Origin of the sequence: Lentibacillus songyuanensis (assembly GCF_039548255.1) — a bacterium.
Taxonomy (GTDB): Bacteria; Bacillota; Bacilli; order Bacillales; family Amphibacillaceae; genus Lentibacillus_C; species Lentibacillus_C songyuanensis.
In genome coordinates this window covers 120,143-143,656 of record NZ_JBCLVH010000005.1, presented here as the reverse complement: position 1 = coordinate 143,656, position 23,514 = coordinate 120,143, and the positions used below count along the sequence as shown (strand labels likewise).

17 protein-coding genes and 1 pseudogene are annotated in these 23,514 nt (G+C 40.9%); 16 read left to right on the top strand and 2 right to left on the bottom strand.

Features of this window, described 5'->3' with window-relative positions:
- Positions 1–101 precede the first annotated feature (101 nt).
- From WMZ97_RS07410 to WMZ97_RS07350, 13 genes are all read left to right on the top strand, one after another.
- The gene (locus WMZ97_RS07410; RefSeq protein WP_343271453.1) at positions 102–1,355 is read left to right on the top strand and encodes a M20 family metallo-hydrolase; all 1,254 of its coding nucleotides are present in this window, start codon (positions 102–104) and stop codon (positions 1,353–1,355) included.
- 12 nt (positions 1,356–1,367) lie between these two features.
- Positions 1,368–2,153: a dihydroorotate dehydrogenase electron transfer subunit gene (locus WMZ97_RS07405; RefSeq protein ID WP_343271452.1), complete on the top strand. Its 786-nt coding sequence runs from the start codon at positions 1,368–1,370 to the stop codon at positions 2,151–2,153.
- A complete protein-coding gene (locus WMZ97_RS07400) occupies positions 2,150–3,094 on the top strand; it encodes a dihydroorotate dehydrogenase (RefSeq protein ID WP_343271451.1) in 945 nt (314 codons plus the stop codon). Before WMZ97_RS07405 ends, WMZ97_RS07400 begins: the two co-directional genes overlap by 4 nt.
- A gap of 24 nt (positions 3,095–3,118) precedes the next feature.
- The gene (gene allB, locus WMZ97_RS07395) at positions 3,119–4,537 is read left to right on the top strand and encodes an allantoinase AllB (protein ID WP_343271450.1); all 1,419 of its coding nucleotides are present in this window, start codon (positions 3,119–3,121) and stop codon (positions 4,535–4,537) included.
- A gap of 216 nt (positions 4,538–4,753) precedes the next feature.
- Complete coding sequence (locus WMZ97_RS07390) at positions 4,754–6,043, top strand: CapA family protein (RefSeq protein WP_343271514.1); 1,290 nt, start codon at positions 4,754–4,756, stop codon at positions 6,041–6,043.
- 47 nt (positions 6,044–6,090) lie between these two features.
- Complete coding sequence (locus WMZ97_RS07385) at positions 6,091–7,515, top strand: aspartate ammonia-lyase (protein WP_343271449.1); 1,425 nt, start codon at positions 6,091–6,093, stop codon at positions 7,513–7,515.
- Positions 7,516–7,924: 409 nt separating this feature from the next.
- On the top strand, positions 7,925–8,710 hold the full coding sequence (locus WMZ97_RS07380; protein ID WP_343271448.1) for an SDR family NAD(P)-dependent oxidoreductase: 786 nt from the start codon (positions 7,925–7,927) through the stop codon (positions 8,708–8,710).
- 21 nt (positions 8,711–8,731) lie between these two features.
- The gene (locus tag WMZ97_RS07375) at positions 8,732–9,877 is read left to right on the top strand and encodes an isocitrate/isopropylmalate dehydrogenase family protein (protein ID WP_343271447.1); all 1,146 of its coding nucleotides are present in this window, start codon (positions 8,732–8,734) and stop codon (positions 9,875–9,877) included.
- A 52-nt stretch (positions 9,878–9,929) separates the two neighbouring features.
- The gene (locus WMZ97_RS07370) at positions 9,930–11,117 is read left to right on the top strand and encodes a M24 family metallopeptidase (RefSeq protein WP_343271446.1); all 1,188 of its coding nucleotides are present in this window, start codon (positions 9,930–9,932) and stop codon (positions 11,115–11,117) included.
- A 20-nt stretch (positions 11,118–11,137) separates the two neighbouring features.
- Positions 11,138–12,307, top strand: coding sequence for a M20/M25/M40 family metallo-hydrolase (locus tag WMZ97_RS07365; protein ID WP_343271445.1), 1,170 nt, complete (start codon positions 11,138–11,140; stop codon positions 12,305–12,307).
- 192 nt (positions 12,308–12,499) lie between these two features.
- On the top strand, positions 12,500–12,625 hold the full coding sequence (locus tag WMZ97_RS07360; protein WP_343271444.1) for a hypothetical protein: 126 nt from the start codon (positions 12,500–12,502) through the stop codon (positions 12,623–12,625).
- Between the two features lie 83 nt (positions 12,626–12,708).
- The gene (locus WMZ97_RS07355; RefSeq protein ID WP_343271443.1) at positions 12,709–14,226 is read left to right on the top strand and encodes a sodium:solute symporter family protein; all 1,518 of its coding nucleotides are present in this window, start codon (positions 12,709–12,711) and stop codon (positions 14,224–14,226) included.
- A 77-nt stretch (positions 14,227–14,303) separates the two neighbouring features.
- A complete protein-coding gene (locus tag WMZ97_RS07350) occupies positions 14,304–15,053 on the top strand; it encodes an SDR family NAD(P)-dependent oxidoreductase (protein ID WP_343271442.1) in 750 nt (249 codons plus the stop codon).
- 165 nt (positions 15,054–15,218) lie between these two features.
- Here the strand turns inward: WMZ97_RS07350 and WMZ97_RS07345 are convergent.
- A pseudogene (locus WMZ97_RS07345) lies at positions 15,219–15,731 on the bottom strand (DUF3189 family protein).
- 356 nt (positions 15,732–16,087) lie between these two features.
- Positions 16,088–18,418 (bottom strand): transglycosylase domain-containing protein, encoded by a 2,331-nt coding sequence (locus WMZ97_RS07340; RefSeq protein WP_343271441.1) that lies wholly within the window; start codon positions 18,416–18,418, stop codon positions 16,088–16,090.
- Positions 18,419–19,045: 627 nt separating this feature from the next.
- Between WMZ97_RS07340 and WMZ97_RS07335 the strand changes: the two genes are divergently transcribed.
- The 3 genes from WMZ97_RS07335 to WMZ97_RS07325 all read left to right on the top strand — a co-directional run bounded on the left by WMZ97_RS07335 (position 19,046) and on the right by WMZ97_RS07325 (position 23,468).
- Positions 19,046–20,110 carry a mandelate racemase/muconate lactonizing enzyme family protein gene (locus WMZ97_RS07335; RefSeq protein ID WP_343271440.1) on the top strand — a complete coding sequence of 355 codons (1,065 nt, stop codon included), beginning with the start codon at positions 19,046–19,048 and terminating at the stop codon, positions 20,108–20,110.
- A gap of 62 nt (positions 20,111–20,172) precedes the next feature.
- Positions 20,173–21,342, top strand: coding sequence for a DUF819 family protein (locus tag WMZ97_RS07330; RefSeq protein ID WP_343271439.1), 1,170 nt, complete (start codon positions 20,173–20,175; stop codon positions 21,340–21,342).
- Positions 21,343–21,353: 11 nt separating this feature from the next.
- Positions 21,354–23,468: a CocE/NonD family hydrolase gene (locus WMZ97_RS07325; protein WP_343271438.1), complete on the top strand. Its 2,115-nt coding sequence runs from the start codon at positions 21,354–21,356 to the stop codon at positions 23,466–23,468.
- The last annotated feature ends 46 nt before the right edge of the window (positions 23,469–23,514 follow it).

The window sequence follows — 23,514 nt, the reverse complement described above, 5'->3', positions numbered from 1 at the left end:
ATTAAAATAATCATGTATTAAAAGACAAAGAATTTCTAAAAGCGTTTTCATATAATGGTGTTGAGAATGAAGTTAATGATAAACCATTGGGGGAATGCGCGATGAGTATTCGTCGGATTGAACAAACGCTAAATCAATTCAACAAGATAGGTTACACAGAAAACGGAATGAATCGATTAGCGTATACAGAAAACGAATGCAACGCAAAGGAACTTTTTAAAGAACTATGTGAAAGAGAAAACTTACACGTGCGAATGGATGAGGCTGGAAATATGATTGCGCGCAGAGAAGGAATAAATCCGACACTACCCCCTGTTTTGACTGGTTCACACCTTGATACGGTTTTCAATGGAGGGAAATATGATGGAACGGTTGGCGTTGTTGCTGCAATTGAATTAATCCGCCGACTAAACGAACAGCAAATACAAACTACCCATCCGATTGAGATCATTGGTTTTACTGCTGAAGAGTCATCAAGATTCGGTATGGCTACTATCGGAAGTAAAGGTATGGCTGGAACTTTGGAATCACGTAACGTGGAAACGTTGAAGGATAAAAACGATGTAAGTCTAGAAGATGCCTTTTCTCATGCAGGATTAAATTGGAATCAAGTTGGAAAGGCATCCAGAGAAAACGAAGCGATCAAAGCATTCTTTGAAGTGCATATTGAGCAAGGGCCAGTATTAGAGAGAGAGAAATTGGACATTGGAATCGTAACTGGAATTGCAGCACCAAGCCGCTTAAAAGTGACAGTCAAAGGGAAAGCATCACATTCTGGCACGACACCGATGGATTTACGAAAAGATGCGTTTTTGGGAGCTTCTGAGATCGGCTTAGCGGTGGAAAAAGCGGCAAAAGCGGAGGCGGATAATGGAACGGTTGCTACTGTAGGAGATTGTATTATTTCCCCTGGTGCCATGAATGTTGTCCCGGATATAGCAGAGATGAAGATTGATATCCGCAGTGTTGACATGGAATCTAAGCAAAAGGTTATGAAAGATGTAGAGGATACCATCAAAAATGTAGAACGCAAACGGGGGGTATCAATACATTCTGAATTATTAACGAACGATGAGCCTGTCATTTTAGAACAACATGTTACTGCTTCTATTTCGCAGACATGTGAACAATTGGGTGTTACCTATCGGGAAATGCCGAGTGGGGCAGGCCATGACGCGATGAATATGGCAAGGATTTGTCCAACAGGATTGATTTTTATTCCTTGTCGGGACGGTTTAAGTCATCACAAGGATGAATTCTCCTCACTGGATGCCATCGGAACCGCTTGTGATGTATTGGAAAACGAAGTACTAAAATGGGCACTGTCAGCGAATCCAAACGTAATTCCAAAATAGTGGAGGTATAGCATGAAGGACTATCATTTAACTGTATTATCGAATCGGCAAGTAAGCAGCCGTTATTGGCATATGATTGTAGATTCCTCCGTTATCGAGGAAGATATTGAACCGGGGCAATTCTTTAACATAAAGTCTACGGATCATCAAACGTATTATCCCTTATTAAGAAGGCCATTTAGCATTTACTTGATCAATGATGACACGTTAGAGTTTCTTTATAAGGTTGAAGGAGCTGGAACGAAGCAATTAACAACGTATCAGCCAGGCGACAACGTCAACATACTTGGTCCTGCAGGGGTTCCTTTCTCCATAAAAAAAGATTGCCAAAAAATGTTGCTTTTAGCGAGAGGTGTAGGCATTGCAACACTTGCGGCTCTTGCTCAAAAAGCGGCTCAAATGAATGTTGAGATTTATGCGATTTTAAGTGCAAGAAAGCAGAATGACTTATTGGCCACGAAGACAATGGAGAAGTATTGTACAAATGTTTATTGTGTCACAGAGGAAGATGGAACAAGTGATGTCGAAAATGTACGTGAAATCATGCATGACCTGATAGAGACGCATCATATCGACGCAGCATATACCTGTGGATCAAAACGGTTGTCCATGCTTCTGCAGAAAATGACAAAAGCATATGGAATCACCAGGCAGGTTGCGTTAGAGGAGTACATGGCATGCGGAATGGGCGTTTGCTATTCGTGTGTGTGTGACGTAGAAAGACAAGGCGTGATACATACCGTTAAATCTTGTGAAGACGGCCCTGTTTTTCCGCTGGAGGAGGTGGTTCTCCAATGATAAAAAAGGGATTGAAGCTGGAAGTAGATATTGGTGGAATGAAAATAGCAAATCCTGTTATGCCTGCCTCAGGGGCCTTCGGGGAAGGGATGGACCGGGTGATTGACTTTAATCACCTTGGTGCACTAGTACCTAAAAGCATTACAAAATTTCCCCAAAGAGGCAATCGAAACCCGCGGGCGTGTGAAACCAAAGGTGGGATGATCAATTCGATCGGTATTCAAAGCAAGGGGCTCCATTATTATTTGGAGGAAACGATTCCGTATTACGAACAATATAGTGCACCGTTAATATCCAGTATTTCCGCTGAATCTATAGATGAATTTGCCGAAATGTCCAGTACTATTGCATCTGTTGAGAGTGTGGCTGCACTTGAATTAAATATATCATGTCCAAATTTGAAAAATAATGGTCAAGCGTTTGGAATGAGTGACGATATTACCTATCAATTGGTTGACAAGGTGAGAGGGGTAACAGATAAACCGCTACTGGTAAAACTAACACCAAATGTTACGGACATTCAATCGATTGCTTTAGCTGCAGAAAGCGCAGGAGCAAATTCCCTGGTTGTTGCCAATACCCCCTTAGCAATGGCAATTGATATTCATACCCGTCGCCCCAAAATCGGAAATATTATGGGCGGATTATCGGGCCCTTCTATTAAACCGATCATTGTCAGACAAATATATCAGGTTCGTGAAGTATCCGGGCTGCCCATTATCGGATGTGGCGGTATTATGGATTCTGATGATGCGATTGAAATGATGCTGGCTGGTGCATCAGCAGTGCAAGTAGGAACAGCAAATTTCGTATCTCCAACAGTAATGGTCGATATCATCGAGGGTATTCACGCATATATGGAAGAACATCAACTGAATAGTATCGATGAGATTATTGGTGGGGTGATTGTTACAAAGCAACGGGAAGAGGATTATATCTAACCAAAAGGAAAGAGGGTATTCAAAATGGCTGAATGGGATCATATTATCAAAAATGGGAAAATTACCACGTCAGATGAATGTTATGAAGGTACTATCTATATTAAGGATGGAAAAATTGCCGCGATTACGTCTGAGGAATTACCAGGCGAGGCTGATGAAACGACAGATGCCGCTGGATGTTACGTATTTCCTGGATTAATGGACACACATATTCATTCGAGAGACCCAGGCTCCACACATAAGGAAGACTTTTACCACTCGACATTAGCTGCAGCTGCAGGAGGGATCACACTTGTATTTGAAATGCCCAATACAAACCCTCCCGTAAATAATGTGGAAAACTTGGAGAACCAAGTTCAAAATCTATCAAAAAAAGCAAACGTTGATTTTGGTGTTTGGGGGATTTGTTTAGGAGACTTAAATTTAGATAGCATCCAGCCACTTTATGAATCGGGTGTCATTGGATTTAAATTTTTCTGGGGGTATGCGATCAAATCGGATACGTACGAATTGGTTTATAATTACAGTCCTGACATGAAAGACATTATTCCTCCTCTAAGTGATGGAGAGGTTTATAAAATATTTCGAGAGATTGCAAAGACAGGCAAAGTTCTAGCCATCCATGCAGAAAATAATGAACTAATTCATCAGTTGACAAATGAAATTCAAAACGGTGGACGTAAAGATTATGAGGCGCTTGTCGAGGGAAGACCGGATCTTGCCGAATTGACCACCATTCAAACGGGAATTGCTTTTGCCAATGATACTGGGGCACGATTGCATATCCTTCATATTACTTCCGAAAAAGGGGTAGATGCGGTGAAAGATGCACAGGAAAAGGGAGGAAATATTACTTCCGAGACATGTCCTCATTTTCTCTTTTTGAATGCGGATGACTATGAAGCGATTGGTCCAATGATGAAGGTTTATCCGCCTGTGAAATATAAAACAGATCAGGATAAACTTTGGGAACGTATTCAAGATGGTACCATTTCGATTGTTTGCTCCGATCATGCGCCACATACAGAAGAGGAAAAAGATGGTGACTTATGGTCGATTCCAGCTGGTATGTGCGGGGTAGAAACAACGGTTCCGTTAATGTTAAATGCAGTAAATGAAGGAAATATTACCATCCAACAATTGGTCGCATTATTGTCTACGAATCCTGCTAAACAATTTGACCTTTATCCGAGAAAAGGCTCGCTTCAAGTTGGTTCAGATGCGGATATTACGATTGCCGATCTAGCGCAGCCGTTTGAAATAAAAAGAGAGCACTTGCATAGTAAAAGTAAAGTTACCGCATTTGACGGTTTCAAAGGCAAGGGAAAACCGGTGGCGACAATTGTACGGGGCAAAACGGTTATGAAAAACGGTGAAATTGTTCATGAGCATCAGGGGCAATGGATCAAACCGGATGATAAAGGAACGAGGGCGATGAATTAAATTTGTGCATGTCATTTCAGGAAAAAGGTAGCCTTCTTGTCTGCTATTGTGAGGCTGCTGAAAAGTGAATCGCTGATAAAACGGATGAAACCGCCGTTAAACAGGATAACGATAAAATTAAAAGGACAATCTTTTGTACGGCAGGTTTCTTTTGGGAGCCTTTTAAAATGGATAAGTGGATGAAGAAAGAGGTGGCGGAAGTTGGAAAAAGATAAGATGACGATTGTAGCAACCGGTGATAGTTTCATTACGCGAAGGTTACCGTCGTATGCGGGGGATTCTTTTCAAGGAATTTCGCAACTGCTGCAACATGCCGATGTGCGTTTTACCAACCTTGAAGTAACAACCCATCATAGGGAGGGGTATCCTTCAGCCGTAAGCGGTGGAACTTGGGCAATGGCATCACCGGATGTATTACATGATTTGAAGGCATATGGGTTTAATTTGTACGCGTGGGCGAATAATCATACGTTGGACTACTCGCAAGGTGGTCTATTAGCAACCAAAAAGTATTTGAACGAACATGGGTTGGTTCATGGCGGTGTTGGAGAAAACTTGGCAGAAGCCAGCTCACCGAAATATTTAGAAACCCCTTCTGGCAGGGTTGCTTTGATTAGTGTAACTTCTACTTTCCACGAATCATGGCAGGCAGGCGAACAGCGGCCTGATATGGTTGGCCGGCCTGGTGTTAATCCATTGCGATACAGTACGACCCACTATGTTACAAAACCCGAGATGAAAAAGCTTCGGGAAATTGCGAATGACACGTTTATAAATGCCGATCATAATTTGGCTGTTAAAGAAGGTTTCGAGGTTGAAAAGGAGGATGAATTTTCTTTTGGTCCTTTACGTTTTAAAGCAGGGGAAACAAGAAGAAAAGAAACGCTGCCACATCCATCTGATATGAAGCGATTAGAAAATGCTATCCTTGAGGCACGTCGACAGGCCGATGTTGTGATTGTTAGTATTCATTCCCATGAAATGGAAGAGGAAAATAAAGCATTACCGGCGCAGTTTTTCGAGACTGCTGCAAGGAACTGCATTGATAGTGGTGCAGATGCTGTTATTGGCCATGGTCCACATATATTGCGTGGAATTGAAATATATCGCGAGAAGCCGATTTTTTATAGCCTGGGGAACTTCATTTTTCATAATGAAACGGTAACGACGCTTCCCGCTGATTTTTATGAAAAATATAATTTAAGCCACCAACATAATGTGGCAGACGCTTTAGATCAAAGAAGTGATAATAATACAAAAGGTCTAGGGGTCAATCCTTACGTGTGGGAATCTGTTATTGCAGAGTGGGATATGAAGGAGAAAAAGGTAACAGGCATTCGTCTCTATCCAATAGAGCTTGGGTTTGACTTGCCAAGATATAGAAAAGGCTGGCCAGAGCTTTCAAATGAGAATAATCATCGTATTTTAGAAAACTTGCAGAAGCTGAGCCAACCGTATGGAACGAATATAGACATAGTAGACGGTGTAGGGATTATTCGTTTTTAAATTGGATTAAAAATAATAGATTAGTATTCATACAGGAAGTGCATATAATGGAAAAAACATATTTTCGTATTGAAAAAGATTCTTTGGGTCAAAAAACGGTTTCTCAGGATGTTTATTATGGAGTACAAACCTTACGTGCGCTTGAGAATTTTCCTATTACCGAAATCCCTATTCATAATGAGTTAATTCTAGCGTTAGCCGAGGTGAAAAAAGCGGCAGCACTTGCTAATATGTATACAGGCATGTTACCGGAAAAGATTGGTGAGGCAATTGTAAATGCTGCTGAAGAAGTAATTGATGGAAATTACGCAGATCAATTTGTCGTTGATTCCATACAGGGTGGAGCAGGTACTTCCATTAATATGAATATGAATGAAGTTTTAGCCAATATTGCCTTGGAAAAATTGGAGCGGGAGAAAGGGGATTATGACTTCTGTTCTCCAAATACACATGTCAACATGTCTCAATCCACGAATGATACGATTCCAACGGCTTTAAAGATTGCTTCTTATCGAATGGCGCAGGAATTGGTTACAACAATGACAACGTTAAAAAAGGAACTAGTGCAGAAGGAAGCGGAATTCCAGAATGTACTAAAAATGGGGCGAACTCACTTGCAGGATGCGGTTCCCATCCGGTTAAGTCAGGAATTTGGTGCTTATTCTGAAGTCGTCGGCCGTGATATTCGCAGGATTCAGCAGGCAGCAGAGGAAATGCTGGCGGTTAATTTGGGCGCAACCGCTGTTGGAACAGGCCTTAACGCCAAATCTGAATATGTAGAAAAGGCCGTTACGCAATTATCGGCACAGCTTGATATACCGTTGCGCTTGTCCACGAATTTAGTCGACGGCACACAGAATACGGACGCCTATACAACACTATCATCGGCATTGAAAGTGTCGGCAATAAACATGTCTAAAATTTGCAATGATATCCGCATGATGGCATCTGGTCCAATGACTGGGCTTCGGGAAATCAAGCTTCCTGCCAAACAACCTGGCTCGTCTATTATGCCAGGAAAAGTAAACCCGGTTATGATTGAAGTGGTAAATCAGGTCGCGTTTCAAGTTGCAGGTAATGACCAATCGATATGCATGGCTTCTGAAGCAGGACAATTTGAACTAAATGTGATGGGGCCAGTTATGATTTTTAACTTACTGCAATCATTAAAGATCATGAACAACGGTTTGGATGTATTTACACGCCATGCTGTTAGCGGAATTGAGGCCAATGTTGAGCAGTGCCGCGAGTATGTGGAAGAAAGTTATGGTATCATCACAGCATTAAATCCATATTTGGGATATGAAACAGCTGCACAAGTAGTCAAACAGGCAATCGAAACAGGGCTGACGATCAAAGAAATCTGCAAGAAGCATGAGCTATTGCCGGAAAAAGAATTAGATATTATTTTAGACCCGCGTGAGATGACGACACCAGGTATTGCTGGTGGGGGATTTTTGCTAAAGAAATAGAAGTTGAAGTTAGCATTTTATGCAGGATATGTAAAAACGACAAAATGGTCTATTCAAGTGACAAATGTAATAGTTTTTTGAGGAGAACTTGGACATTTTGTCTAAAGTAAGTATTGCTTGGTTTACGTTATGATAGGTGACAATGAATTAACAGAATACTATAATATGAGATATTTTTATTTATTATTGGAATACATCATAAGCGCTTGTTTTAATGCTAAGACCCATAAAATTGCAACATGTTTAAACCACGCAAAATAAAGCTGGTCTAAAGATGGGATGCTTTTCGAATCGTATGAACTATATAAGAAAGTTGTTGCTTTATTAAGATTGTGAAAGGGAGGTATCTTCTCAAACATCTGCTCACAAAGTCTTCTATTGCAATACGTCTTCAAGGAGGGAAAGTTGAATGGAAAAAGAAAGTATGGCGGTTTTCCCAAGCATTAAGAGGAAAGTGGCGGTCATAACCGGAGCTGGAAGCGGAATCGGCAGGGCAACGGCAATTCTTTTCGCTAAAAATGGGGCAGCTCTTTTTCTTATGAGTAGAGATGAGGAAAAGCTGAAAGAAACGCAGAAGATGTGTGAAAAATACGGTGTGCAATGTGTTTATCAATCAACTGATGTCACCGATCCGAATGCGATTAAAGCGTCATTTTCTGAATGCATGCACGTTTTTGGGCGGGTGGATATACTTTGTAATGTTGCTGGTGGCAGTACAGGCAGAAAAGTTACTTTTGATATCACGGAAGATGAATTTGACGAAGTGTATCAATTAAATTTGAAAAATGTTTTTCTTTGCTGTAAGGAAGTACTGCCCACAATGAAGGAACGAGAATATGGAAAAATCGTAAATGTTTCTTCCCTTATAGGCAGAGCGGCGGGCGACAATACCAATATAGCCTACGCTAGTCTTAAAGCCGGAATTGACCAGTTTTCCAGGTACTTGGCAAGAGAAGTGGGCAAACACGGCATCTGTGTCAACTCTGTATCACCGGGTTACATTGAGGCCAGTCAACGAATATCGGAACTATGGGCTAAAACACAAAACATGCAAGAGGTTTTTGACCGGCTCTCCATAAAAAGACCTGGAACTGCTATGGAAGTGGCGAACGCCATTGTTTTTCTTGCTAGTGATGAAGCTTCATATATTACAGGTGAAGTTCTGGACATAAACGGCGGGGCGGTTATGGCCTAAAGAAAGCGGGGGTTTATTTTTATGAAAGAGTATGATATTGCGGTAATGAAAGGTGACGGTATAGGCCCGGAAGTTGTGAATGAAGGCATGAAAGTATTGGAAACAGCTGCTGATGTGTGCGGTGAGAAAATTAGATTCACTTCCTACCCCTTCGGAAGTGACTATTATTTAAAAAATAAAGAGGTGCTTCCACAAAGTGCCATGGAGGAATTCAAAGGGCATGAGGCCATATTTTTTGGTTCTACAGGGGATCCCAGAGTAAAGCCGGGCATATTGGAAATAGGTCTGGTATTAAAATTGCGCTTTGAACTGGATCAATACATTAATTTAAGACCGGTTAAATTATATCCCAACGTAACAAGTCCATTAAAAGATGTAGATACGTTGGATTTTTATGTGATAAGGGAAAATACGGAGGATTTTTATAACGGTATGGGAACGGTTTTCCACAACGGTAATGATTCGTTTGAAAGATCCCTTTCTGTGCATAGAAATAGTTATGATGCTGATTTTACTATGAAAGCTTCCTTTAGCGAAGATGATGATTATTCTGTAAGTCTAGGTTTGCTTTCAAGAAAAAACACTCGAAGGGTTATGGAATATTCATTTAATCTTGCGAAACGTAAAGGTAAAAGCAGGGTAACGGCAGTAGATAAATCAAATGTACTTCCGGATTTATACAGTCTCTGGCGGGAAGAATTTATAAAAACTGCAAATAAGTACCCGGAAATGGTAACAGAGTTTACATTTGTCGATGCAATAGCAATGTTTTTTGTTGAAAAACCGGATAAATACGACGTTGTTGTAGCTCCTAATCTATTTGGCGATATTATTACGGATCTTGGAGCGGCCATTTCTGGAGGTTTGGGATGTGCGGCCGGAGCGAATATTAATCCTGAAGGCGTCTCTATGTTTGAGCCCATACATGGCAGTGCACCAGACATTGCTGGAAAAGGGATTGCAAACCCGACAGCGACTATACTTTCCGCTGCCCTTATGATGGATAACATTGGAAGTCCGAAGATGGCTGACATGATAGAAACTGCCGTGTGTGATGTTTTACAAAAAGGTATGGTAAGAACAAGGGATGTGGGTGGGACAGGTACGACGAAGGATTTCGGTAATGCAGTATGCAAAAGTCTTAAGAATATATTTGGAAGAAAGTAATGGTTAATTAAAGGTCTGATGATGAAAAGCTGCAGAAGGGAGAAATATAGATATGGCAGAACATGACTTCGAACAGCCCGTTAGTATGGAGAAAATGAGAGATTACAGGCTTGCTAGAGTTGACGAGCAAATGACAAAAGACGAGCTTGATTGCGTGATAACAATGCGGGTTGATAATGTGCGCTATCTAACAAGTTTTCGTCCGAATAGTCCTAATGTATTTTATTATTTCCGCTATGCTGCGGTGAAAGCGGTAGGGGATGATCCATGGGCTTTGGTTGCTAGCGGAGATTATGATAGAGCCATGACATATATGCCGTGGCTTAAGCAAAAAGTAAAGCCTCTTCCTATGGACCCGATGCTTAGTGTAGCCAGATTTAAAGAAATATTTAGTGAACTTGGACTTGGAAAAGGAGCTAGAATAGGTGTGGATGAAATGGGTTTTCAGCTCTTTCAAGTATTTCAAGAGACGTTTACAGATTATGAGTTTGTAGATGCGCGCAATACATTCGCAAAAGCTAAAGCCGTAAAATGCGCGGAAGAAATATACCTTATTAAAAAGGCTTGTGCGATTGCGGAGGCGGGAACGCAGGTTGCTATTGAAAACGTACGTCCGGGACTGACGGAAATAGAGGTTTCCGCTATGATACATAATGAAATGATACTGCGTGGTTCTGAAGGTGGCCATACACATCCTACACAGGTGAATTCTGGTGAAAATGCGATAACGCTGGTACGTTTTCCAACTGAACGAATTATTAGGAACGGTGACTTTGTGTTGATGGACGTCGGATGTTGCTATAACGGATACCACAGTGATTACTGCCGTACGGTTATGGCAGGCAATCCTTTAAACAATGAACAGCGAAACGTATATACCGCAGTTTATGATGCGACAATGGCGGCAATTGAGGCCTGTAAACCGGGAATGTTGACATCTGATATTGATAAGGCTTCCAGAGACGTTCTTCGTAAGGCCGGGTATGAGAACTATTGGTATTTCGGCGTTACAGGACATGCTACAGGCACTTGTCTTCAGGAGGCGCCAATTATTGGAGAAGCCTCCGCAAAAGGAGAAAAATCCTGGGTTATGGAACCGGGAATGGTATTTTGCATTGAGCCGTCGGTGCATCTTCCGGGTGTTGGCGGGGTGCGTATTGAGGATATGGTTGTAATTACGGATGATGGATTTGAATTATTAACACAGACCGAATATGAAAATAGACTGTTGCTTAAATAAATGAGAAAGAGGCGAGTTTTATGATCGAGGCAGAAATGATTCTGGATTATATGGAAAAACATAGCCATGAATTTTTAGAGGTATTAAAAGAAACGGTATTATTGGAAACACCTACAGAGGGCGATAAGGAAGACCTTAGGAGATGCAGGGATTATTTTGCTAAAACCTTTTCAGATATTGGATTTACGTGTACCGTTGTCCCAAGTGAAGATAGCCGATATGGAGACCATCTGCTGATGGAGTTAGGTAGTGGCAATGAGCAAGTGCTCTTTGTGGGACACTATGACACCGTCTATCCAAAGGGTACTTTTGGTGAATTGTGGAAGCAGGAGGGAACCCAGGTATGGGGTCCGGGGGTGCTTGATATGAAAGGTGGCGATGTTCAGGTATACATGGTTGCCAAAGCACTGAAGGAGCTTCATCTGCTGCCGGAAAATAAGAAAATTGTCTTCTTTTTAAGTTCGGATGAAGAGGCTGGAAGCTATTCATCACATATGCATTATGAAAAGCTGGCAAAAAAGAGCAAAGCTGCCTTTGTAATGGAAAGCGCTAGGGGAGATGATGTAGGTGGGTTAAAAATAGGCCGCTTTGGCAGAAGTAACTATACCTTTGTAGCGAAAGGGAGGCCAGCACATTCCGGCCAGGAGCCTGAAAATGCGGAAAGTGGCTTAATGGAATTGGCCAAGCAGGCTGTTTATTTGGAAAGCCTTACTGACTTAGAGAAGGTTATGACGGTTGCATGTACATGCTTAACAAGTGGTCATGCCGGCTGGCCAACCGTGCCTGGTGATGGAGAGCTTACAATAGATGCAAGATATTCTTCAGCCGAGATGGCAGCAGAATATGATAAACACTTTCAAGATCTTAAACCATATAACCCCGAAGTCACTATTACGACAAAGGGTGGCATCGAAAAACCTCCTTTTGATGAAAAGGATCCGAAGCATCAGGCCCTTTATGAAAAGGCAAAAGCAGTTGGAAAAGAGTTGGGTATGGAGATGGAAGGCATTATTACAAGAGGGGGCAGCGATGGAAATTTTACCGCATCTGTTGGTTGTCCAACGCTTGATGGTATGGGAATGACCGGAGACTATGTCCATCAGCCTGGCAAGGAATATATCAATACAGACCATGTTGCCGTAAGGGGTGCCTTTGTGGCTCGTATGGTGCTTGAGGTATTAAGAAATTAGTCTGTACATATGCAAAGACTGGAAAAAATGAAATGTTACGTTCAAAAGATGAACAATATACGAATTTAGCGGAGTATATTTCCGAAGGTGGATTATTTGCATCATCGTAGTTCGGTTTTTCTTTAATAAACACGCTTGTCTCAGCTTTTTAAAGTAATAAACCATATCGGGGATAGGAGTAGGTGATCGTTTATGGGAGACGTATATTGGATGACAGCTATTTTAATCGTCCAGGCTATTGTTTCTACCGTTATATGTATCGTGCTGACGAAAAAGACGGAAAGTATTGTGGATCGTTCAAAAGATGAAAAGATTTAATAGTGATTTGATAACAGATATGGCTAAACCCTAAAACCTGAGAATATTTCCAGTATTTCTTACATCGACGAAGGAGAATGCGTATGAACATTTATGTGGTTATTTTATTCATTTATTTGATCTTCTTAATCGTACTCGGTTTTTTAGCATCGAAAGGAGGTAATGATACCTCCGAAGATTATTATGTAGCGGGAAGAAGTATGAATAAATGGGTTGTTGCTGGTACATATGGCGCTAGTTTCATGAGTGCTGGAACCTTTATAGGTCAGATGGGGGCAAATTATTCAACTGGTTGGGTCCAGATTTGGAATTTTAATGCTACACTGCTTCCTATGCTTGTTTTAGCGGCGTTTTTTGCGAAAAAGTTCTGGAGAATTGGTTACTATTATAAGGCTCGCTCCATGCCAGACATTATTGCTTTAAGGTATCCCTCCAAATTTACAAGAGGGTTTTATTCCCTGCTTATTCTTATGATTTATACTGTTGGGATGGCTTCCATGTACTTAGGGATTTTCACCGTTTTAAGTTTGGTTACAGATCTATCGTACATGACGTGTATTATAATCGGGGCTGTTTCCGTGTTAATCTATTCTTTAATGGGCGGTGCAAGAGGGGTTGCATGGACAGATACGGCATGTCTTGTCATTATGTTATTTGCAATTATTGTCTCGGTAATTGTTGCATTAGTAAACAGTGGTGGTTTTGAAAACTTAATAACCGCATTTAGTCATGCTACTGCACCAGAGGGAAAACCATGGGAGGAAGGTGCTGGTCTTGTTTCTCCTACTAATAACTACTTCAACCTTAGTATGGTTATATCGTTCTTTCTCGTATGGTCATTAGGGAACCTTTCGCAGCCGCATCAGATGACAAGAGTTTATCTTGCAAAGGATGAAAAGGCCGCCATTAGTGGTGTAGGTCTAATTCTTATCCCGAACTGTATTATTCTTATAGGTGGACTGATTATTGCAGCATACGCCAGAGTAACGTATCCTAATCTCGATAAAATTGACTATGCATTCCCAACCGTTGTTTTAGGAGCTCTTCCGCCTATACTTGCTGCCATCGTTTTAGTAGGGATCATTGCAGCTGTACTGTCAACAGCTTCAACGATGCTTATTATCTCATCACAATGTACAGGCTATGATATTTATAAAAAACTGATTAATCCAAATGCTTCGGAAAAGAAGGTTGTTACCATTTCAAGGGTTACCATGGTTGTCTGTACGATTATATCTATACTAATTGCTTATCTTGCGCAAACCGTGCAGGGGATATTTTTCTTATGGTCATCGGCTTTTGCGATGATGGGTGCCGGGGTCCTTCCTTCCCTTGTGGGAGTCTTTTACTGGAAGAGGGCTAATTCACAAGCGTGTCTTGCTAGTATGTTAGTGGGATTTGGGTCAACAGCGGCTATGTATATTTTCCCTTCATTATTACCAGGATGGGCAGTTCATCCAATACTTCCTGGTCTCATGCTTTCTATTGCAGTCTTTATCATTGTGGCTTTAAGTACGAAGAAGCCTGATAAGAATGTAATTGACATGTTTTTTGGAGAAAAGCTAAAGGACCCGAGCAAGCGAACAAAAAAGGTAGCTTAATGAATAAAAAAAGTCAGGGGCTTTTGGATATAAGATAAGCTCCTGATTTTTTCATCATATGAATGGAGGAATTCCTTTTGAAAAATAAGGTGGCAGTTATAACTGGCAGTACTTCCGGAATTGGGGAAGATATTGCTGTTAAATTTGCAGAAAATGGCTGCAAGGTTGTTGTTGTCGGAAGAAATGAAGAACGTGGGAATCATATTGTTGATACCATAAAATCCGATGGTGGGGAGGCACTATTTTTTAAGGCGGATGTTTCACAAAGCAGTGAATGCGATAGCTTATTTAAAACAGTCCTCGAGAAGTATGGAACGGTTGATATACTTATAAACAATGCAGGTACCATGCGAAATAAGCCTATTACGGATATGGGGGATGAGGACTGGGATGACGTTTTAAGGGTAAACCTTAAATCCTACTTTTTATGCTGTCGGGAGGCAATTAAACTCATGAAAGAAAAAGGTCATGGCAGGATAATTAATATCTCTTCCAGAGGATGGCTTGGTGGAACAGCACAAAGCAATTATGCAGCTTCAAAAGGTGGTATTGTAAGCCTAACCAGGTCGCTTGCTTTAGAAACGGCAAGAATGGGTATTACGGTGAATTGTGTTGCACCGGGTATGATTGATACACCGCTTCACAGGAAGAGCACGGAGGAAGAAGTTGCATTTCGTATGAAAAGTCAGCCAATGGGCAAGGTGGGTACTCCGAGGCAGGTTACGAATATTGTGGAATATTTCGCTGACGAGGAAAACTGGTTTACCACGGGTCAGGTGTTATATGTATGCGGAGGAATGAGTGTTTTGGCATCGTTGTCTTCTTGAAATTAGAGAACTGGTAATTTTTACGAGATTATAAAGAATGGATTAGAATATAAAATGTACCCTATAGGGCAGACCTTTTTGCAGGGTCGACTCTGTAGGGTACATTTTAACCTAATATTCCACTTTTTAATTATTAAACGTTAATAACTGGAATGGATGGGAGTACTAGTTGTACTTTTTATTATCCAAAACAATTACACTTTCGTTCGATGCATTTTTACCAGCTTGTTTCGTGTTTTCGACTAACCTGTAAATAGTATCGCAGCATTGTTTTGCACCTGTTACCAATAATGGTACCCCAATAAAGTCGATTTTTAGACCTCTGGAAAAAAAGCCTCCAAATGACATGACAACCGGAACAGTTGGTGATGTATTGGAGAGGATGATTTTTTCGTTATCTTGAAATTTGTTCTGGAGTAACAAAGCCAATTCTTTTAATGCTGGAACAACAAGTTTATTTCTTTTTCTTCCAATGGTATATACGGAATTGCTCTCCGCATCGTTACCGTGGAAAATAAGTTTACCAAAGTCTTTTTTCGTTAGCTTATTAAAATACTTTACATTTAATATTTCTTCGGAGGTCAGTTTTTTCTCTGATTGAGGTAATTAGTTTAAATGATATGCTGCGGCAAGGGACGTGGTATGTGTTCCACCATAATCGTTATAAATATAAATCACAGGAAATCATCCTTTTATTATTTTTACATAGTAGAATTTCGATTATGTTGCCCAAAGCCGAATGGATTATACAAAATGCATGAAAAATAGCCACACATTTAAAAGTAAAATTTGAGGCGTTCACCTTATATTTTTACTACTGAAGTATCGTTTCTTCATAAGCTCTGTGATTACGGAAGTGCCATAAAATATGTATACAGCAAACGCTGTGGAAAGTATTCACTCTAGCTTTCGTAAAGTAACTAGAAAAGGAGCATTCCCGAATGAGAATGCCCCATAAAAATATTATTTTTGCGCATTAAGTAACTGGAATACAGGTAGGAATGTGGTCATGAACCAGTTTCTTAAACCCCCAATCAATCACTATCATTTTCCTCAGGTTTATTATTTTCACCATCACTACCGCTATCCTGATCTTTGTTATCCTGCTCGTTATCGTTTTCGTTACCGTGATCATCTTTTTTATCCTTTTGTTCATCGGCGTCTTGACCGTCCTGTTTGTCGTCCTTGCCTTTGTCTTTATCCGCTTTTTCTTCATCATCTTGCTTTTTGTCTTCTTCGTCCTTTTCTTTATCTGCTTTTTCCTCGTCTTCTTGATCTGCTTCTTCCTTATCCTGCTGATCTTCCTGTTCTTGAGCTTTGCTTTCCTCTTCTTGAACGGGTGGTGCATTGTACTGTTCTTGCTCTGTACCTTGTACGTACAGCTCAGAACCGATAGCGACTACTGAATCTGGCTTCTCGAAATCGTCTATATCCGGATCCGAAATCTCTGACATCAACTGTTGGAAAATTTGTTGTGCAATATTTTGTGTACCGTCATATTTGATGTATTGTACATTTCCATCTTTATCTTTTAGCGATGTATAACCGGTCCAGATAGCGAGTGAATATTGCGGTGTATATCCTACAAACGATGAATCTAGCAAACCATCCCAAATACCGTATTTATCTTTGATATCTTTTGGGATATTGGTCGATCCAGTTTTTCCCGCTATGGGCAATCCTTGGATATTTGCCTGTGTACCAGTTCCAGTTGCAACTACTGTTTTCAGCATGTCGGTGATCATATAGGCTGTATAGTCATGCATGGCATCCTGACCCTTTGATTTCGGTTTCCATTCCTTTCCGTCAGGGAATTTTATTTTTTTAACCGTTTGTGGCTTGTTATACGTGCCGCCATTGCCAAATGCGGCATAAGCCCCTGCCAATTGCAGTGGAGAAACACCATCAATACCGCCGATTGAAGCTGATTCATAGATCGGATCAATCGTTATACCCAGCCCCTTGGCAAACTGTTGCGCTTTGTCGTTTCCTACATCCTGGAAAGCTTTTAGGGCGGGGATATTTCGTGACCATTCCAGAGCTCGCCGCATCGTAATATTACCCCAGTATTCACCGTCCCATTCGTTGATTGGTGTTCCATCACTATACTGGTAATGCTCGTCATTCAGTATATGGGAAGTTGGCCAATTTAAATGTTCAATCGCTGGACCATAATCCAAGATGGGTTTGATTGTTGATCCGGGTGATTGGTTTAGGCTTTGGGAACCATAGTTATAATCCTGGATGGATTTAAAATTGCGTCCTCCCCCAACAGCTTTGACAGCCCCCGTTTTAGTATCGACAAGCGAGATTCCGGTTTCAAATTGCTTATCCGGATACGGGATATCCTTCGAGTGAAGCAGATCGTAAACTGCTTGTTGTGCTTTTGAATCAAGGGTGGTATAAATTTCCAATCCACCTTGGTAAAATTCCTTTTCTGAGACGACCTTTTCCTGTTTCACCAGTTGCTCATAAACCAAGTCGATAAAGGCGTTATAAGGATCTTTGTTCTCCTGCTTTTTTTCTTTTTTCTTGAGGAGTTTCGCAATTGGTTTGTTCATCGCTTCATCGGCTTGTTTCTGAGAAATGACGTTATTTGTTACCATTGCTTTCAGTACTTTGTTGCGTCGTTTTTCTGCCCGTTCTGGAGACTTGAAAGGATCATCAGCGCTTGGTGCATTTGGGAGTCCAGCAAGCAAGGCGGCCTGGGATATATTCAATTTTGATAGATCATCCTCACCAAAGTATGTTTTGGAAGCCGTTTTTATCCCGTATGCTCCATGCCCAAAATAGACATTATTTACATACATCTCCAGAATTTCATCCTTTGAGTATTTCCTTTCCAATTTTAAAGCAAGCCATGCTTCTTGTACTTTTCGTTTTAAGGTTTTCTCCGGGCTTAGGACACTGCGTTTGATAACCTGCTGTGTAATGGTTGAACCGCCTTCTGCCCCCCAGCCATTTTTAATATTGGCTAGGACCGCTCCGGACAAACGGCGAAAATCAATCCCATGGTGGTCGGGGAATCGCTTGTCTTCGATAGAAATGACAGCGTCTTTTACCAAAGTCGGGATTTCGTCGGAATGGACTTTGATACGATTTTCCTCATGAAACACGGTGCTGACGAGTTTTTTATTTTGGTCATATATTCGTGTGGACTGCGGCGTCTGCAGATCGCTTGCTTTCAATGTTGGCGCATCATGGATGATAACAGCGAATGTGATACAGCAGACGATGACCACAAGTAAAAAGACTGCACACAAGCCGAGTAGAGTTTTTTGCCACCAGCTCCATTTTCGTCCATCTGATCTTGTTTTCTTTTGTTGTTTTCGTCGTTCTATTCTTGACGTGTATTCGTTAGGCATATTTTACTCCTACCTTTTCTAGTAAACTATTCGATGCGATACCATGGAAAAAAGCACCCCGTTGAATGAAGTTTCACTTTATGTAGTGTGTCATTGGAACAATAGAAGAGATATGATACTACTAATAAATCTCCCAATGCTGCAAATATCCCGCTATAAGGGGCGGTTCAATTATAAAGTGAAGATGCACCAACTAGGATGAATATCATTTTTACATGACTGCGGGAGATCCCGGTTATTTTAAATATCACTATATATTTATTATACTTATTCCCCGTTTTACTTCCATTTTTAACGTTATATTTAGTGGGCTTTGTTCTTGCTGCTAAATGAGCCCATTTGTGTCCATCATTTATATCTATTCTATCATGAATAGATTTTTCGTTTGCTTTAAGAGATTATGAAAAGATTGAATGATATATTCTATGCTGATTTTGCTTTTAAATGACGATAAGTTTGGTGTGTTAAGGGAAAATTTCACTAGAACTTGAAAACTCTAACTAATACGTGTAACATAACTAAAATATAGTGTAACAATTTGCTGAACATTGTTATTTAATGGTGAAGTATTTTTAGGCAAATTTTTCTAAATAATTTGTATATTGTAAAGGAGAGGGGTTAGACATCATGAAAATCAAAAATATAAAGGTAGAAAAGCTAAAAATGGAACTATTTAAACCATTAACAGTAGCGTTGGGAACGATCGAGGATGTGGAGACGTTACTTGTCAAAGTAGAAACGGACGAAGGTTTAGCCGGCATTGGAGAAGGAGCTCCATTTGCCTATGTAACAGGTGAAACATTGGAAACGGCTGTGGTAACGGCTAAAATGTTAGCTCAAAGGCTCATTGGTCATAACCCATTGGAAATTGAAAAAATCCATCATATCATGAATAGCCAAATCATTGGAAATACTGCCGCAAAAGCAGCTATCGATATGGCACTTTATGATATTAAAGGAAAACAAATGGAAGCACCACTCTATCAGGTTCTTGGAGGATATCGCAATCAATTTGTAACAGATATAACAATTGGTATTGATACACCGGAACATATGGCAGCAGAAGCAAAGGAAAAAGTGCATCAGGGGTTTACTGTTTTGAAAATCAAAGCAGGGATTGATCCAGCACAGGATATAGATGCAATCAAATGTATTAGAGAAGGAATTGGTTATGACGTCCGCTTGCGCATAGATGCGAACCAAGGTTGGACTGCTGGGGAAGCTGTTCGGGTCATAAAGGCAATTGAGCCTTATTGGGTAGAAGCAATTGAACAGCCATTACCATATTGGGATTTGGAGGGAATGGCCTTTGTAAGGAAGAAAGTAAACAGCAATATTATGGCGGATGAAAGTGTGCATTCTCCCGTAGATGCATGGAAGGTTGTGAAACGAGATGCAGCAGATGTGATTAATATTAAATTAATGAAATCTGCCGGACTTTATCCAGCGTTACAAATCAATGGAATTGCCGAAGCGGCCGGTTTACGATGTATGGTAGGCTGTATGCTGGAAAGCAAAATTGGGATTACCGCTGGTGCCAGTCTAGTAGCTGCGAAAAAGAATATTACAGAAGCAGACATGGATAGCTTCCTTTATGTAAAAGATACGGGCATCACTGGGGGATTTACAATAGAAAACGGAGTGATTACGTTATCAGATAAACCAGGGTTAGGGATTGAATTAAATATCTGACAACGTTATCAATAAAATTTCATATTACGAACAAACAAGAACAATCTGCGAGGAGAAACTATATGGATGCTTTATTTACAAGTACAGGAACTTTATTGGCAATCATGGCTGTAACGGTTGCCTTAGGTTTTTATTTACAACGGTTTAAAGGATTAAAAATCCTTGGTCCAGCCATTATTGTTATTATTATCAGTATTATTTTGGCGAATTTGAAAATCGTACCTTTTGAAGCAAACGTGTATGGCGTGGTTGCGGAATATGCCATTCCGTTATCTATTTCGATGATGCTATTAAGTGTTGATATCAAAAAAATGTTCGCGTTATCCAAGAAACCACTAGCTTCCATGGGTATTGCTGCTATAAGTGTTGGTCTTGTAACGTTATTAGCGGGCATTATTTTTGCCCCAATGATTGATGAGGGATGGAAAATTGCTGGTATGTTTATCGGTACGTATACTGGCGGGAGTGCCAATCTAACTGCTATTGGCTATGGGCTGGATGCGAAGCCAACTACATTTGCGGCTGCCAATGCTGCGGATTACGTTATTGGTGTGCCAACCTTGATTATTATGTTTGCTTTCCCATCCATTGCTGCCCGCTCAAAATGGTTCAAAAAGATTTGGCCATATTCCCTATCGATTGAGGAACTTGAAGGTGGAAAGGAAGAGCAAGAGGATGCGTTTTTGGAAAGTAAACAATGGAGTATCCAAGATATTGCCTTGAGTTTTGCACTTGCATTTGTGATTACGGCCTTAGCGACATTTTTGTCTGGATATGCTCCTGAATCGTTTCAAAGTGCTGCAAGAATTTTACTAATTACCACGCTTGCTGTGATTACTGCCCAGTTGAAACCCGTGAAAAAAATCAAAGGCAATATGGATTTAGGATTATTCATGGCATTATTTTTCCTGACGACGATTGGCTACATGGTGAATATAAAGGAATTTGTCGGTGCTACATTAGCCATTGCTTTATTTTGCTTCGTTGTCGTTTTATGTTCTTTAATCGTTCATGCGCTCTTATGCCGTTTATTTAAAATTGATTATCAATACGTCATTATTTCCATTGTTGCCTCCATTGCAGATGGGACTACTTCGGCATTAGTGGCGGCATCTGCGAAATGGAAGGCATTGATAAGTCTTGCTGTTGTATTGGGAGTCATTGGTACGGTGCTTGGCAATTATTTAGGAATCGGTGTTGCTTACCTGATTAAATTCATTATTGGCGCTTAGGAGGAATAAAGATGCAACCTTTTTTACTATACCGTTCTGGAATTCATGATATGACCTTTCAATTTCAGGAGGAAATAGTGGTTTATCAAGAACGGGATGTTACGAGTAATCAGTGGAGTAGAGAAGCAACTGTTACAGAGTCGAAGGCAAAGGAATTAGAAGCCTATTACCATATCAATCCCAATACCATTCTGGAACATTTATCTGCGTATGCCTCCATTTTTCTTACAAAGCAGGAACAGGTTAGCACACCTTGGGGAGACGTTTATCAGAAAAATCAGGATCAGCCATATGTATGGGTGGAGCGGGAGAAACAGTTCCCACTTGATATTGTAGTGGTGGATCAGGAACCGATTGCTTTCATTAGTACTTCCAGGGAAAACTGTTGTGTGCTAGTCAAGGAAGGATATGAGGAATATACGCCTGTCAAGCTTTGGAAAAACGAAAATGTTTCAGCAGCAACGAACACCGTTGCACACCACGGTTATTATATGGTGCCGATGAAGGATGGTATCAAATTGGCAACCGATGTTTGGCTGCCAAGAGAATGTCAAACCGCTGTACCCGCTATTTTGGTACGGACACCCTACGGAAGAATGATCTTTGCCAAAACACTTGTTCATTTTGTTCAGCGTGGGTATGCGGTGATTATTCAGGATACAAGAGGAAGAGAAGACTCTGAAGGGGAATGGATTCCGATGTATGCAGAAATAACGGATGGGGACGACACCCTTAATTGGATCGCGGATCAATCTTGGTGTGATGGAAATATTGGCATGATTGGTGCATCATATGGCGGGTATGTCCAATGGGCAGCCGCAGCCAGTGGGAATCCTCATTTAAAAGCCCTTGTCAGCATGGTCACTGCAGGCAGCCCATTTATTGATATACCAAGAAAAGGCGGTACATTAGTTTCCGGAATGCTTGCCTGGACGTTTGCCATGGCTGAAAAAGAATTTAAACCAGAAAATATGCTGCGTTCTGATTGGGAGGACGTTTTACAGATACGGCCACTACGTGATATTCCCAAAAAGGCACTAGGGAAGAATGTAGATTTTTGGGATATGTGGATGTCCCACACGACGAATGATCATTTTTGGAAGCAGCAGGACTGGCATCAACATCATAAAAATATTCATGTTCCGGCTATGATTATATCAGGGTGGTACGATGATAATGGCATGGGCACAACAGAAGCATTGGAGACCATTTCCAACTACGGCTATCAGGATAAAAAGGTCGTGCTTGGTCCATGGATGCATAAGGCGAATACGACTAGGGATATCCAGGGGGTTGCTTTTGGGAATAATGCTTTACGCTATGACCTTGATTATTACTACCAGCAGTGGTTTGATCGAAAGCTAAAATTCGTGGACAATGGGATCGATCATACAGCTCCGATAGAATACTATATTGCTGGAGAAAATCAGTGGGCCACTGCTAACCAATGGCCACCGGAAACGATTCAATGGACCAATGTTTATTTGAATAGTAATGGTCACGCCAATACATCAAAAGGAGACGGAGCGCTCTTATTTCATTCGGATCTTTCGAATGGCTACGATGAATATATTTATGATCCATTAAACCCGGCACCCCATTTGATTGATATGTCAGAAAATGAAATTGGCGTTCCAGCAAATTATAAAGAGGTGGAAACACGAGACGACATACTTGTTTATGACTCAGCTCCACTGGATGAGCCGCTGACCATTGTGGGAGATATGCATGTGCAATTGTACACATCTAGTTCGGCCAAAGATACGGATTGGGTTGTACGTTTAACGGATGTGGACCCAGCTGGTAATTCGGTGAAGCTTGCCGATGGCGTGTTACGTGCCCGTTATCGTCAAGGTTTTGATAGGGAAGTATTACTAATGCCGAATGAGATTGAAAAATACGTCATTCATACTTCTAAAATTGCTAATACCTTTAAAAAAGGACATCGAATCCGCTTGTCGATTACGTCAAGTGCAAAGAACTTTGTCTTTCCTAACTCCAATACGGGGGATGATCCTGCAACAGATGTGAAAACGGTGAAAGCAAGGCAACGCATATACCATCAACCAGGTTGCTTATCGTACATCCAGCTGCCAGTGCAGCGCACAAAAATGGTGCGGAGATAGCTATTCGTACGAAATAATAACTTTTTTCCTGCTTCTATGTAACTAA